Annotated in this window: 14 protein-coding genes; 10 read left to right on the forward strand and 4 right to left on the reverse strand. The window is 70.9% G+C overall.

Annotation, left to right across the window (positions count from 1 at the left end):
- Positions 1-16 precede the first annotated feature (16 nt).
- A complete protein-coding gene (locus AB0G10_RS34255) occupies positions 17-619 on the reverse strand; it encodes an HAD family phosphatase (protein WP_360931391.1) in 603 nt (200 codons plus the stop codon).
- Between the two features lie 426 nt (positions 620-1,045).
- Here AB0G10_RS34255 and AB0G10_RS34260 point away from each other — a divergent pair, with 426 nt between their 5' ends.
- A complete protein-coding gene (locus tag AB0G10_RS34260; RefSeq protein WP_360931923.1) occupies positions 1,046-1,237 on the forward strand; it encodes a helix-turn-helix transcriptional regulator in 192 nt (63 codons plus the stop codon).
- A 167-nt stretch (positions 1,238-1,404) separates the two neighbouring features.
- Positions 1,405-2,481, forward strand: a complete 1,077-nt coding sequence (locus tag AB0G10_RS34265) for an LCP family protein (RefSeq protein WP_360931925.1) — start codon at positions 1,405-1,407, stop codon at positions 2,479-2,481.
- A 51-nt stretch (positions 2,482-2,532) separates the two neighbouring features.
- On the opposite strand, the gene AB0G10_RS34270 is transcribed toward AB0G10_RS34265, so the two are convergent.
- Both AB0G10_RS34270 and AB0G10_RS34275 read right to left on the reverse strand, forming a co-directional pair.
- The gene (locus AB0G10_RS34270) at positions 2,533-4,074 is read right to left on the reverse strand and encodes a DNRLRE domain-containing protein (RefSeq protein ID WP_360931394.1); all 1,542 of its coding nucleotides are present in this window, start codon (positions 4,072-4,074) and stop codon (positions 2,533-2,535) included.
- 134 nt (positions 4,075-4,208) lie between these two features.
- Positions 4,209-5,150, reverse strand: a complete 942-nt coding sequence (locus tag AB0G10_RS34275; protein ID WP_360931397.1) for an AraC family transcriptional regulator — start codon at positions 5,148-5,150, stop codon at positions 4,209-4,211.
- Positions 5,151-5,256: 106 nt separating this feature from the next.
- On the opposite strand from AB0G10_RS34275, the gene AB0G10_RS34280 reads away from it, so the two are divergent.
- The gene (locus AB0G10_RS34280; RefSeq protein ID WP_360931400.1) at positions 5,257-6,414 is read left to right on the forward strand and encodes a pyridoxal phosphate-dependent aminotransferase; all 1,158 of its coding nucleotides are present in this window, start codon (positions 5,257-5,259) and stop codon (positions 6,412-6,414) included.
- 5 nt (positions 6,415-6,419) lie between these two features.
- On the opposite strand, the gene AB0G10_RS34285 is transcribed toward AB0G10_RS34280, so the two are convergent.
- A complete protein-coding gene (locus AB0G10_RS34285) occupies positions 6,420-7,187 on the reverse strand; it encodes an alpha/beta hydrolase (protein WP_360931928.1) in 768 nt (255 codons plus the stop codon).
- 567 nt (positions 7,188-7,754) lie between these two features.
- Here AB0G10_RS34285 and AB0G10_RS34290 point away from each other — a divergent pair.
- The 7 genes from AB0G10_RS34290 to AB0G10_RS34320 all read left to right on the forward strand — a co-directional run bounded on the left by AB0G10_RS34290 (position 7,755) and on the right by AB0G10_RS34320 (position 13,449).
- Positions 7,755-7,895: a hypothetical protein gene (locus AB0G10_RS34290; RefSeq protein ID WP_360931403.1), complete on the forward strand. Its 141-nt coding sequence runs from the start codon at positions 7,755-7,757 to the stop codon at positions 7,893-7,895.
- Positions 7,896-8,005: 110 nt separating this feature from the next.
- A complete protein-coding gene (locus AB0G10_RS34295; protein WP_360931406.1) occupies positions 8,006-8,665 on the forward strand; it encodes a DUF1684 domain-containing protein in 660 nt (219 codons plus the stop codon).
- Complete coding sequence (locus AB0G10_RS34300; RefSeq protein WP_360931409.1) at positions 8,662-10,158, forward strand: ABC transporter substrate-binding protein; 1,497 nt, start codon at positions 8,662-8,664, stop codon at positions 10,156-10,158. The genes AB0G10_RS34295 and AB0G10_RS34300 overlap by 4 nt, the downstream gene beginning before the upstream one ends.
- A 6-nt stretch (positions 10,159-10,164) precedes the next feature.
- On the forward strand, positions 10,165-11,121 hold the full coding sequence (locus AB0G10_RS34305; protein WP_360931412.1) for an ABC transporter permease: 957 nt from the start codon (positions 10,165-10,167) through the stop codon (positions 11,119-11,121).
- Entirely contained in the window at positions 11,118-11,921 is an 804-nt protein-coding gene (locus AB0G10_RS34310) for an ABC transporter permease (RefSeq protein WP_360931415.1), read from the forward strand. The genes AB0G10_RS34305 and AB0G10_RS34310 overlap by 4 nt, the downstream gene beginning before the upstream one ends.
- The gene (locus tag AB0G10_RS34315) at positions 11,918-12,700 is read left to right on the forward strand and encodes an ABC transporter ATP-binding protein (protein ID WP_360931418.1); all 783 of its coding nucleotides are present in this window, start codon (positions 11,918-11,920) and stop codon (positions 12,698-12,700) included. Before AB0G10_RS34310 ends, AB0G10_RS34315 begins: the two co-directional genes overlap by 4 nt.
- Entirely contained in the window at positions 12,697-13,449 is a 753-nt protein-coding gene (locus AB0G10_RS34320; RefSeq protein ID WP_360931421.1) for an ABC transporter ATP-binding protein, read from the forward strand. The genes AB0G10_RS34315 and AB0G10_RS34320 overlap by 4 nt, the downstream gene beginning before the upstream one ends.
- The last annotated feature ends 2 nt before the right edge of the window (positions 13,450-13,451 follow it).

Below are 13,451 nucleotides of genomic sequence, written 5' to 3' on the forward strand. Positions count from 1 at the left end.
CGATGGTGCCGCCGGGTCACCCCAGCAGAGCCCCGACCTCCCGGATGACCTGCGCGCTGTCCTCGAACAGCACGGCGTGCATCCCGAACGCCCGGGCGCTCGCCACCAGGTGCGGCGCGTTGTCGACGAACACCATCTCCGCGGGCGCCACCGCCATCCGCCGGCAGGCCAGCTCCCACAACCGGGGATCGGGCTTGTTCATCCCGGCCTCGTGCGAGTAGATCACCTCGTCGACGAGGTCCCCGAAGCCGTAGCGCTCCTGTTCCCGCTCCCGGGCACCGACGAAGCTGTTGCTCAGGATCCCGGTCCGGTACGCCGGCCGCAGCCCCCGCACGAACGCGATCAGCTCGGTGTTGGCCCGCCCCAGGTACTGCCGCCACATGTCGGCCATGACCGCGTCCACCCGCGCCGGCGCCAGCCCGAGCCGCTCCCCCACGGCCGCGTGCACCTCGTCCTCGGTCACCGCGCCGACGGCCCCGGCCTCCCACACGTCCGCCAGCAGCGCGCCGATCGTGCCGGCCTCGAGCCCGAGGTCCCGCTCCCACCGGGCGTCGAAATCCATCGGCTCCACCAGAGCCAGCACACCGCCGACGTCGAAGACCACGGCACGGACACCCATGCCCGCACCCTAATAGGCTGTCGCGAATGGACGACGAGCTGACTCCGGCCCGGTTCGACGCGCTGCTGGGCTCCGGCGATCGCGGCGACCTCGTGGATCTGCTGCACGAGCGGATCGGGCGATGGCCGTGGTGGGACGGCTCCTGGCGGATCACCGGGATCGACGGGGTCCGGCCCCGGCGCATCGAGGAGTGGCTGCACACCGTGACGATCGACGGGGTGATCGCCCGGGGTCCGGCGGAGACGCTGCCGCTGTCCGTCTTCGCCCGGGTGGCGGGCTCGCGGGACGCCGGGCCGCGGATCGACCGGTTCGAGGTGCGGGCCGGCGACGCGCTGATCGGGCCGCCGATCCGGCACGACGATCCGCATCCGTTTCGGTTCGATCTTCAGCGCGCTGATGGACCGGCGCGGGATCTCGCGCGCGGAGATGGCCCGCCGCTGCGGCCTGGCCCAGTCCACCGTCGCGAAGCTGAGGGCGGGCCGCGCGGTCCCGCCCCCGGACCGCGTGCTCGATCTGGCGCGGGCGCTCGGCATGCCCGCCGGCGACCTCCTGGCGATAGCGGGCCTGCCGCAATCGGCCGATCCGGCGACTCTTGATCACGGCCCGCCGATGGCGTAATCGCTGCGCGTACCGACACCGAACCGGCTCTTGCGCGTTTGCCCGGACGTGGGATCATGCGTGGTCGATGCCGGAGCACGGGGTTGGAGTTCAGCTTGTTCGGTAAGTCCGCAAAAGTCGGTGCGCCGCTGTGGGCGAAGCTCTGTGCCGGGTTCGGCGCGGGGCTGATGGTCATCAGCGGTGGCACGCTCGTCGGCGGGCAGGCGTTGATCTCCAAGTACACCGGAGGCATCACCAACGACGCGCTGCTCGAGACCGGCGCGGCGAACGCCGGCAAGAAGGACATCAAGGGTCCGCTGACGATCCTGCTGGTCGGCATCGACCCGCGGAAGCCGACGACCCCGCCGCTGTCCGACTCGATCCTGATCGCGCACATCCCGAAGGACATGAGCACGGCGTACCTGTTCTCGATCCCCCGGGACTCGTACGTCGAGATCGCGGCCGACGAGAAGTCCGGCGTCAGGGCGCACCACAACAAGATCAATGCCGCGATGGCGCTGGGCAGCCAGGTGAACGGCAAGATCGACGTGGTGAACGGGTTCAAGGTGCTCTCGAAGACGATCACCAACTACACCGGGATCAAGGAGTTCGACGCCGCCGCGATCATCAACTTCGGCGGCTTCAAGAACATCGTCGAGGCGCTCGGCGGCGTCTCCATGGTGATCGACATGGACGTGAAGTCGGAGCACCTGACGCCGGAGGGCAAGCAGCGCCCCCGGCTGGCGCGCTGCCCGGTCCGCAGCGACTGCCCGCATCCGTACACCGGTCCGCAGGCCTACTACAAGAAGAGCAGCAAGCCGGTCCGCCTCGAGCCGTGGCAGGCGCTCGACTACGTACGCCAGCGTTACGAGTTCAAGGGCGGTCCGAAGATGACCGACTACGACCGGCAGCGGCACCAGCAGCAGTTCATCAAGGCCATGGCGAAGGAGGCGATGAGCGCCGACGTCATCACCAACGTGCCGAAGATGACGAAGATCCTGGACGCGGCGGGCGAGTCGCTGACGTTCGCCGGTGGCGGCAACAGCCCGATCGAGTGGGCCGTGGCGCTCAAGGGCCTCAACGTCGACGACATGGCGACCATCAAGATCCCGGGTGGCGGCAAGTTCGAGCCGGGGACGAACAAGTACCTCGGCGAGCAGTTCACCGACCCGGCCCTCGCCGACGGCTTCTTCGAGGCGGTCAAGAAGGACCAGGTCGCCGAGTTCCTGCTGACCAATCCGACGCTGGTCAACAAGAACGGCTGACAACGAGAGGTGGCGCCCGGCTCATGCCGGGCGCCACTGTCCGAAACCAGGTCAGGAAAGACGAACGTTGAAGATCGGGCTGGCGGCCAGCTTCTTGAACGAGGCCAGGCCGGCCGGGGTGCTGCCGATGCTGATGTCCCGGTCGCCCTCGTCGTCGGCCTTCGTGTCGAAGTGCACGATCGCCTTGATGGCGGGCCGCTTCAGCAGCTCCGGCAGCACGTCGTTGTAGACGGCGGACTTGTCGGTGTTCTTGCCGATGCGGTGGTAGGCGCCCCACTCGGCCACCATGATCGGCTTGCCGGCGTGCTTCGTGACGGCCCAGTCGTAGAACCCGGTGCCGCCGCCGGTCGGCTTGCGGTCGAGCAGGTCACCGAAGTCGCCGTAGTGGTAGTAGCCCTTCTCCACCGACACGTACGAGTCGAGGCCGATCCAGTCGACCACGTCGTCGCCCGGGTACAGGTCCTTCCACCACGACTGCGCCAGCCACTTCTCGTTGCCCATGTAGGCCAGCACGTTGACGACGTTGGTCACGCCCTTGGCCCGCAGCCGCTCGATGGTGTGCCGGTACATCGCCGCGTAGTCCTTCGCCTCCCAGCCGGAACCGGCCTTGGCGACCACGTCGTTCTCCGGCTCGTGGTGCAGGACCAGGAAGAACTTCTTTCCGTACGCCTTCGCTCGCGTGGCGAACGCGTCGATCCTCTTGTCCTGCTCACCGGCGGCGACTCCGGCCCAGGTCGAGCCGTAGGCGATCTTCCAGTTCAGCAGCAGGACCCGCGGGTTCGCCGCGTCGCCGGTCATCGCGATCTCGGCCTTGGTCGGGAAGGCCTCGTCGCCCTTGTGGTAGGTGTGGAAGATCGTCGCGGTGCGGCCGCTCAGCTTCTCCCAGGTCTTGTGCTCGGCGTCGCGGGGGTTGCTGGTGAAGCCGCCGGCCGCGCCACCCCACAGCACGCCGCAGCTCGGCACCAGCTTCGCGCCGGTGACGCACTTCGAGTAGTCACCGGTCGCCACCGGAGGCGGGGTGACGGCGGGCGGGGTGACGGCGGGCGGCGTGGCCGCCGCGGTCGTGACGATCAGCTGCGGGCCGCCGCCGGCCTTGTTCTCCGCCGACTGGAACCGGATGACGTCACTGGTCAGCGACGAGGTCACCGCGAACGAGTAGGTGCCCGGCCCGTACACCTCGGCGCTCAGGTCGAAGCCGATCCGGGTGTCGGCCGCGAGCGGGTTCACCCCGGCCACCGGCAGGCCGATCTTCGGCGCGGCGCCGGCGGTCAGCTTCCCCTCGGTCCACGAGTTGTCCAGGACGCGCGCGACGGTGAGCCGGCCGGCCGGCGTGGAGAGCGGGCGCAGGAACAGTCGCGCCTTCTTCACCTCGGTGCCGGCCGGGACGGTGAACTTCAGGAAAACGGTCTTGCGGTCGTTGCCGAGCTTGCCGGCCGCGAGCTTGTCCTCCGCGCCGAACGCGGCGGAGGGCCGGGAGCTGGAGATGTAGCTGTCGTCGGCGGCCGCGATGGCCAGGTCGGCGTCGGCGGCCGAAGCCGCGGACGGGGCCAGCACAGCGGTCGTACCGGCGAGGACGGCGGTCAAGGCTGTCAAGGACTTCGGCAGCTTGGCGCGGCGCACTGTAGATCTCCCCTGTTCTGTCCGGCCCATGGCGGCCGGGCATGACAGGAAGATTCCGGGACGGCGGGAGCGCCCCGGGGTCCCTCGGCGGTGCTAACCGGTTGCGGTCATCGCGGCGGCCGCCCGAACGTCCGCCGGTACTCCGCGGCGAACCCCCGGGTGGCGGCGAAGCCCCACCGGCGGGCGATGGCGGCGACCGTCTCGCCGTCCGCCGGGCCGGCGGCCAGCAGTTCCTGATGGGCGCGTTCCATCCGCACCCGGCGCAGGTAGGCCCCCGGCGTCGTGTCGTGGTGCCGGCGGAACGCCTCCTGCAGGCCCCGCACCGACAGGCCGGCGGCCGCCGCGATCTGCTCGGGGCGGATCGGCTCGGCCGCGTGGGCGTCGATGTAGGCGATCGCCCGGCGCAGCGAGGCCGTCCCGGCGTGGCCGGGGCCGGCGATGTAGTCGAGCGTCATCGTCGTGTTCGGGAAGACCGCGACCGCCGCCGCGGCGGCCGTCTCGAGCGCCGCGGTGAGCACGAGCGGATGCGTGACCGCCGGTTCGGGTCCGGAGAAGAGCCTGGTCAGGTACGTCATCGTCGCCATCCAGCGCCGGTTCATGGCGGGCGAGACCGGGGTCATCCGCTCGAACCGGAAGTCGCCGGCCTTGACGCCGAGCCGGTCCGCGACACGCTCGGCCAGGGACAGCGGGAACTGCGCGACCCGGTACGTCATCCGGTCCATGACCACGTCGGGCGGGACGCCGGGCAGGTACATCAGCGCCTCGCCCTGCTCGGCGCGCCGGTTGTCCCGGCCCGAGGTCACGTCGAAGCGGCCGTCGAGCACGCTGACGATCAGGACGGAGTCGAACGGGTCCGCGTTGATCGCCATGGTGGCTTCCCAGCCGATGTGGTCGACGGTCATCCCCCCGGCGTACGCCGACGCCGACCGGAACGTGAAGTCGTCCGGCCGGCCGAGGATGCGCGACCGGTGGTCGACGTAGCGGCGGGCGATCAGCTGGTACACCTCGCCGGGCTCCTGGGAGCACATCTCGGTCCGCTCGATGGTCACCCGTCGAGTGTGGCCTCCGGGGGTCACCCTCTGTAGGGCATCCGCCCGATCGTGGACCAGCGCCTACGCCATCGGGTGACCGGCATCAAGCCCCTAAGGTGTGCTCGTGAGAATTTCGAACCGCGCCCAGGCCGTCGCACCGTTCTACGCGATGGAGGTGGCCAAGCACGCCGCCATGCTGGAGGCGGACGGCCATCACGTGATCAAGCTGAACATCGGCGAGCCCGACTTCGGCGCGCCGCCGGTGGTACGGCAGGCGATGCGGGACGCGATGGACGGCCGTCCCCTCCCGTACACGGCTGCCCTGGGTCTTCCGGAACTGCGCATGGCGATCTCCGGCTTCTATCGCGAGCGCCACGACGTGCAGGTGGATCCGGCGCGCATCGTGGTCACCGCGGGCGCGTCGGCGGCGCTGGTGCTGACCGCTGCCGCCCTGGTCGATCCGGGCGACGAGGTGATCATCGGGGATCCCTCCTATCCCTGCAACCGCCAGATCATCGAGACCTTCGGGGGCGAGGTCCGGCTCCTTCCGACGACGCCGGCGACCCGATTCCAATTGGATTCCTCTTCGGTACGGGACCAGTGGACCGCGAGGACGGCGGGCGTCATGATCGCGACTCCCTCGAATCCGACCGGCACCTCGATCCCCGCCGGCGAGCTGAAGGCCATCTGCGACCTGGCCCGTGAGCGCGGCGGCTGGCGCATCGTCGACGAGATCTACCTCGACCTCTCCGACGGCGCGGCGCCCACGGCGCTGCGCCACGACCCGGAGGCCGTGGTGATCGGCAGCTTCTCGAAGTATTTCGGACTGACCGGCTGGCGGCTCGGCTGGTGCGTGCTGCCCGAGCCGCTGATCCCCGCGGCGGAGCGGCTGGCCCAGAACCTCTACATCTGCGCCTCGACACCCGCCCAGGTGGCCGCGCTGGCCTGCTTCACCCCGGAGGCCCTCGACGTCTGCGAGCAGCGCCGGGCCGAGTTCACCGCCCGCCGCACCCTGGTCCTCGACGGCCTGGCCGCGATCGGCCTGCCGGTGCCGGTCCCGCCGGACGGCGCCTTCTACTGCTACATCGACGTGTCCGGCACCGGCCTCGGCTCCGAGGAGTTCTGCGAGCGGGCCCTGCAGGAGGCGCACGTGGCCCTCACCCCGGGCCGGGACTTCGGCCACCACAGCGCCGCGACCCACGTCCGGCTCTCGTACACGGCCTCGATCCCCGACCTGGAGGAGGGCCTGACCCGGCTGGGCCGCTTCGTCGCCTCCCTCTGACCTGGTCAGCGGGCCAGCAGGGTCTCCAGGATCGGCTCGGCGTGCGTCCACAGCAGCGCCCCGCCCGCTGCCGGCACCACGTGCCGGTGGGATCTCGGCAGGCGCGCGGCCAGGGTGGCGCCGAGATCCGGTGAGTGGACCGGGCTGGTGTCGGCGCCGCCATACCAGAGGTCGACCGGGATCCGCACGTCGGCGAGGTCGAACGGCCAGCGCGCCGACGCCAGCACGGTGTCCCGGGCGTACCCGCCGGGCCCCTGCGCGAACGCCTCGGCCAGGGCCCTGCGGTACGCCTCCGCGAACGCCGGTTCGGTGTAGACGGCCCGGTCGGCCTCCCCGGCCATCGCGAGGACGCGCTGCCAGAAGCCCTCGGCGTCACCCCAGGCGGCGAACGCGTGCCCGGCGGCCACCGGGTCGGCCCGCACCGCCTCGACCATCGCGGCGACATCCGGGATCAGCGACCCGGCGAACGACGGGTGGGCCAGCTCGTCGGTGCCGGCCACCACGGCCGCGGCGTCCAGGATCCCGGACGCGGCGCAGGCCAGCAGGAACGGCGCGCCCTGCGAGAAACCCACCCCGCGTACGCCGGTGAGCTCCCGCGCGGCGACCAGGTGCGCCACGTCGGCGGCGAAGCCGGTCAGGGTACGGCCGGGATCCGGGTCGGAGGCGCCGAGGCCGGGACGGTCCACCGACACCAGCCGGGCACCCGCCCCGGCGAGCAGGTGCGCGCCGAACCCGAGCCACCGGCTGGTCGCGGCGCCGGGGCAGAACAGCACCGGCGTGCCGTCCGGCGGCCCCCACTCGGCCCAGCCGAGCCGGCGGCCGCCGGGGAGCGCGATGGTGCCGAGACGATCAGGTGCGGTCACGTTCTTCTCCACGGGACGCGATTCTCACCTGCCGGTCCCGCCCGTGTCGCGGTGTTTTCCGCGGGCGGGGCGCCTCCGCACGAGCGACGGGTTGCCGACCCTGCCCTGGCGGGACCGGGCCACCGGCCGGACCATGCGGGTGACGGCTGGTGGAGCTGGTGGTTGCCATGTGGGACACGGGATGGGGCCTTCTCGGCATCGTGGCGCTCCTCGCCGCCTTCCTGACCGGGATCGCGCTCTGCTGACCGGGATCGCGCTCTGCTGCACCCGTCTGACGTTGCGGGTCTGGACCGCGGTGAGCGTCGTCACCGTCCTCCCCCTGCTGGCGACCAGAACCACGGAGATCCGCGACGCTGCAGTCGAGACGTGCATGGAACGCGACAAAGTGCCACCGAGTACGGCCACCCTCGCGGAGGAGATCCGCAGGCATGGGACGACGACGAACACCAGCGCGGAACGCAGGAGTATCTGGCCAGGATGTCCATCGCCTATCTGGAACGGGCGTGGATGAATCGGTGGGAGCCGTTCTCGCAGTGGGAGTGGATGGAGTCCGACACCGATCTGGCGGCCCTGCGCAAGCATCCCCGCTACCGGGAATGGCGCCGGTACCGCCGGTGAGGAAGTGCCCGTGGTGGCGGCCACAGTGTGATCACTGTGACGCTACCTATTACCTACTCAGGCAGTAGGGTTGGGACAGAACTCGCCAAGATCAACAATGAGGCACCCCCATGACGCAGGACCATGCCGCCTGGCGACAGGCGCGCCACGAGGCCGTCACCTCCCCCACCGGCAACCTGGCGCTGATCGAGACGCGCTGGGGCACCGACGACACCGAGGCCGCGCTGGAAGGCCGGCCGGCCAGCGTGACCGCCACCCGGCTGAGCCGCCGCGATCCGCGGACCGGTGAGCTGGAGCACGGCGTACGGCTCTGGGACGCCGCCTCGGAGGCGATCAAGGACTTCGCGGGCATCGACACGTACCAGTACGACCCGGCGTGGGTGCTCGAGGCCCGCTACACGGACGTGTCGGACGAGCGGCGGATCCCGTTCCAGCACGCCCAGGACGCCGGGTTCACCCGGGACCTGCCGGTGCCCGGTGACCTGCACGTCACCATCGCCGGGCGGGACTACACGCTCAGCGCCTTCGACGACGACGGCCGGCTGCTGCTGGTCTTCGGCGACCCGACGAACGGGTCCGAGACCTACGGCGCCGGGCGGTTCCTGTTCGTCGACCCCGCGGCCGGAAAGATCGACTTCAACTACGCCTTCGTTCCGCCGTGCGGCTTCTCCGAGCACTACAACTGCCCGATGCCGCCCGTCCAGAACCGCATCGCCGTGCCCGTGCGCGCCGGCGAGAAGAATCCGAAATTTCGGGAGATTTCCGCGTGAAACGCCTCATAGCATCACTCGCTGCGCTCGCCCTCGCCGGAACGCTGGCGGCCTGCGGCGGCGGCGATGACGACTCCACCACCGGCGGTGGCCCGGCTGAAACGATCCAAATCGGTTCGGTCTACGAGCCGCAGAACCTCGACAACACCGCCGGCGGGGGGCAGGGCGTCACCGAGGCGCTCAACGGCAATGTGTACGAGGGCCTGTTCAAGCTGACCGACGCCGGCGAGGTCGAGCCGCTGCTGGCCAAGGACGACAAGGTCAGCGACGACGGCCTCACCTACACGATCACCCTGCAGCCGGACGTGAAGTTCCACTCCGGCAAGGCGCTGACCTCGGCCGACGTGAAGGAGAGCATCGAGCGGGTCACCGCCGCGAACTCGAAGTCGGCCCGGAAGAGCTACTTCGAGGTGATCAAGGAGATCGCCACGCCGGACGACTCCACGGTCGTCTTCACGCTGAAGAGCCGGTCGATCTCCTTCGTCTACAACCTCAGCTACATCTGGGTCGTCAACACCGCGGCCGGCGACCTGACCACCACGGCCGACGGCACCGGCCCCTACCGGCTCGGCGAGTGGAAGCGCGGCTCGACCCTTTCGCTGACGAGGTTCGACGGCTACTGGGGCACGCCCGCCACCAACGCCGGCGTCGTCTTCCACTACTTCACCGACGCCACGGCGCTGAACAACGCGCTGCTCACCAACGCCGTCGACGTCGTCACCGGCGAGCAGAGCCCGGACGCCCTCGCGCAGTTCGCCGGCAACGACGCCTACCAGGTGAACAACGGGCAGTCGACGACGAAGCTGCTGCTCGCGTTCAACGACAAGGCCGCGCCGTTCGACAAGGTCGCGGTACGTCAGGCGGTCAGCCAGGCGATCGACGACAAGAAGCTGCTCACCTCGATCTGGGGCGAGTACGGCACCCTGATCGGCTCGATGGTCCCGCCGAGCGACCCCTGGTACGAGGATCTCACCGCGGTGAACGCCTACAACATCGAGAACGCCAAGGCGCTGCTCGCCGGGGCCGGCTTCCCGAACGGCTTCACGTTCACGCTCGACACCCCGAGCTACGACCCGCACCCCACCGCCGCGACGTTCATCAAGAGCGAGCTCGCCAAGGTCGGCATCACCGTGAACATCAACACGATCACGGCCGACGAGTGGTACACGAAGGTCTACCAGAAGCGCGACTTCACGGCGACGCTGCAGGAGCACGTCAACGACCGGGACGTCGTCTGGTACGGCAACCCCGACTTCTACTGGGGCTACGACAACCCGAAGGTCACCGACCTGGTGAACTCCGCCGAGCGGGCGAAGACCGCCGACGAGCAGACCACGCTGCTCAAGCAGGCCAACGCCATCATCGCGGACGAGGCGGCCAGCGACTGGCTCTACCTCTACCCGCAGATCGTGGTGGCCTCGTCGAAGCTGTCCGGATACCCGGTCAACGGCCTCAACGCGCAGTTCTTCGCGTACGGCATCACCAAGAACTGACGAGCCATGACCCGCTACCTGCTGCGACGGACGGCGATCCTGCTCGGATCGCTGTTCCTCGCGGCAGTGGCGCTGTTCGTGCTGCTCCGGCTCCTGCCGGGCGACCCTGCCAACGCGCTGCTCCCGGTCGGGGCGACGCCGGAGCAGATCGAGGCCGCCCGGCGGGAGCTGGGCACGGACGCGTCACTGCCCGCCCAGTTCCTCACCTGGCTCGGCGACGTCTTCACCCTCGATCTGGGCTCGTCGCTGATCAGCCACCTGCCGGTCGGCCCGGAGATCGCCGCCCGGCTCCCGGTCACGATCCCGCTGACCCTCGCCGCGTTCATCCTCGCCGTGCTCGTCGCGGTGCCGGTGGGCGCGCTCGCGGCCATCCGCGCCGACCGCTGGTACGGGCCGGTCATCAACGCGATCGCCCAGCTCGGCATCGCGGTTCCGGCGTTCTGGGTGGGCCTCCTGCTGATCACCACGTTCGCGCTGCGGCTGGGCTGGCTGCCCGCCGGCGGTTTCCCGCCGGACGGCTGGGACGATCCCGCCGCCGCGGCCGAGGCGCTGGTCCTGCCGGTCGTGACGGTCGCGCTGGTCATGGCGGCCTCCTTGATCCGGTACGTACGGAGCTCCACGCTCGACGTCCTGAACGCCGACTACCTGCGCACCGCCCGGTCGCTCGGGGCCTCGCGCTCGCAGGCGATGTGGCGGCACGGCCTGCGCAACGCCGCCGTCCCGGTGATCGCGGTGCTCGCCATGGAACTGGCCACCACCTTCCTCGGCGCCGTCGTGGTGGAGAGCGTGTTCGCGCTGCCCGGCCTCGGCGGCATGCTGGTGAAGGGGATCAGCCAGCACGACTACCCGGTCATCCAGGGCGTCATGCTGGTCAGCACCGCCACCGTGCTCGTCGTCGGGTTCCTCGGCGACCTCTGCCAGCGCCTCGTCGACCCGCGTCTGCTGCACCGGGAGGCGTCGTGAGCCGCCGCCGCGCCCTGCACCTGACCGCGGGACTCGCACTCGTCGTGATCGTCGCGGGTGGGGTGCTCCTCTCGTACGCATGGCTGCCCTTCGCCCCTGACGACACCTCCGGGGGAAGGCTCGCGCCACCCGGCGGCGACCACCTGCTCGGCACCGACAAACTCGGCCGTGACCTCTTCACCCAGCTGCTGATCGGCGGTCGCATCGCGATCGGCACGGCACTCGGCGCGGTGGCCGTCGGCGGTGTCGTCGGGGTGACCGCGGGCCTGCTCGCCGGGTTCGCCACCCGCTGGCTCGACGACGCCGCGGCCGTGATGCTGGACATCCTGATCGCGTTCCCGACGCTGCTGCTGGCGATGCTGATCGTCGCGGGAACCGGCGCCTCCCTCGGCACCGCCGTCGTCGCGATCGGCCTGGCCATGGCGGCCGTCGTGGCCAGGCTCACCCGGGTGCTGGTCAAGCAGGTCCTGGCCCGCGACTACATCACGGCGGCCCGGGTCGCCGGCATCTCCTGGCCGAGGATCGTGCTCGACCACGTGCTGCCGAACATCGCCCCGACCGTGCTGGTCAACCTGGCGCTGCAGGCCGGGCTCGCGGTCCTGGCCGAGGCGAGCCTCTCCTACCTGGGTCTCGGCACGCCGCCGCCGAACGCGTCCTGGGGCCGGATGCTCTACGAGGCGCAGGCGACCGTGCTGACCGCGCCGGCCGGGGCGCTCGCTCCCGGCATCGCCCTGGTCGCGCTCGTGGTGGGCGTGAACCTGACCGCCGACGGCCTGCGCTCGGAGAAGGGATCGCGATGAGCCTGCTCGACGTCGCCGGCCTGCGGGTCACCGACAGGGCCGGGAACGTCATCGTCGACGACGTGTCGTTCGATCTGTCGCCCGGGGATCGGGTCGGGCTGATCGGCGAGTCCGGCTCCGGCAAGTCGCTGACCGCTCTCGCCGTGCTCGGCCTGCTCCCGCCCGGCCTCACCGCGACCGGTTCGGTGCGGCTCGACGGCCACGACATGATCCGTTCCCCGCGCGGGCACGGCACCGCCGCCACTGTCGTCTTCCAGGAGCCGCTGACCGCTCTCGATCCCCTGATGACGGCGGGCCGGCAGATCGCCGGCCCGCTGCGCCGCCTGCGCGGCTTGCGGGGGGCGGCGTTGCGCGCGGCGGTTCATGAGGCGCTTGCAGAGGTACGACTGACCGACACCGATCGGATCGCCAGGTCGTACCCGCACCAGCTCTCCGGCGGCCAGCGGCAGCGCGTCGCGATCGCCATGGCCGTGGCCTGCCGTCCGAAACTGCTCATCGCCGACGAACCGACGACGGCACTCGACGTGACCGTCCAGGCGGAGATCCTGGACCTGCTCGACCGCATCGTCACGACGAACGGCACGGCGCTGCTCTTCATCACCCACGACCTGCCCGTGGCGGCCCGCGTCGTCCGCGACACCCACGTGCTCCGGCAGGGGCGCGTCGTCGAGTCCGGCCCGATCACCTCGCTGATCGCGGCGCCGCGGCACCCCTACACCCGCACCCTCGTCGACAGCGCCCGCCGCTTCGACGCCGCCCTGCAGGAGGAGCGGTCGTGACCGACCCGATCATCGAGGCGTCGCACGTCGGTTTCGCCTACCGCGGCGGCGCGGCGGCCCTCACCGACGTGTCGCTGGCCGTGCATCCCGGCCGCAACGTGGCGCTGGTCGGCGAGTCCGGCGCCGGCAAGACCACCCTGCTGCGCATCCTCCTCGGCCTGGCCCGGCCCAGCACCGGCGTCCTCCGCTTCGACGGCGCCCCGCTGACCCGCCGCGGCCTGCGCCCCTATCGGCGGGCGGCCCAGGCCGTGTTCCAGGACCCGTACTCGTCCCTCGACCCCCGCCAGCGGATCGGCCGCATCGTCGCCGAACCCCTGCGCGGCCTGGGCCTGCCGAACGACCCGGCCCGGGTGGCCGCCGCCCTCGACGCGGTGGGGCTGCCGGCCGACACCGCCACCCGATACCCGCACGAGTTCTCCGGCGGCCAGCGCCAGCGCATCGCCATCGCCCGCGCCATCGTCGGCAACCCGCGCCTGCTCCTCGCCGACGAACCGGTGAGTGCCCTCGACCTGACCACCCGGGTACGCATCGTCGACCTGCTGGCCACCCTCCGCGCCGAACGCAACCTGACGATCCTGCTGGTCTCGCACGACCTCGGCGTGGTGGCCGAGCTCTGCGACGAGACCGCGGTGCTGGAGAAGGGCCGCCTCGTCGAACAGGGCCGGACCGCGGACGTGCTCGGCCGGCCGTCGCACCCCTACACGCAGCGCCTGCTGTCCAGCGTCCCCCGCCTCCCGGCCGCCACCTGACA

Origin of the sequence: Actinoplanes sp. NPDC023714 (genome assembly GCF_040639855.1) — a bacterium.
Taxonomy (GTDB): Bacteria; Actinomycetota; Actinomycetes; order Mycobacteriales; family Micromonosporaceae; genus Actinoplanes.

Coding starts and splice junctions, on each gene's coding strand:
- AB0G10_RS34255 (WP_360931391.1), bottom strand. CDS start 619: ATGGGTGTCCGTGCCGTGGTCTTCGACGTCGGCGGTGTGCTGGCTCTG.
- AB0G10_RS34260 (WP_360931923.1), top strand. CDS start 1,046: ATGGCCCGCCGCTGCGGCCTGGCCCAGTCCACCGTCGCGAAGCTGAGG.
- AB0G10_RS34265 (WP_360931925.1), top strand. CDS start 1,405: ATGGTCATCAGCGGTGGCACGCTCGTCGGCGGGCAGGCGTTGATCTCC.
- AB0G10_RS34290 (WP_360931403.1), top strand. CDS start 7,755: ATGTCCATCGCCTATCTGGAACGGGCGTGGATGAATCGGTGGGAGCCG.
- AB0G10_RS34295 (WP_360931406.1), top strand. CDS start 8,006: ATGACGCAGGACCATGCCGCCTGGCGACAGGCGCGCCACGAGGCCGTC.
- AB0G10_RS34305 (WP_360931412.1), top strand. CDS start 10,165: ATGACCCGCTACCTGCTGCGACGGACGGCGATCCTGCTCGGATCGCTG.
- AB0G10_RS34315 (WP_360931418.1), top strand. CDS start 11,918: ATGAGCCTGCTCGACGTCGCCGGCCTGCGGGTCACCGACAGGGCCGGG.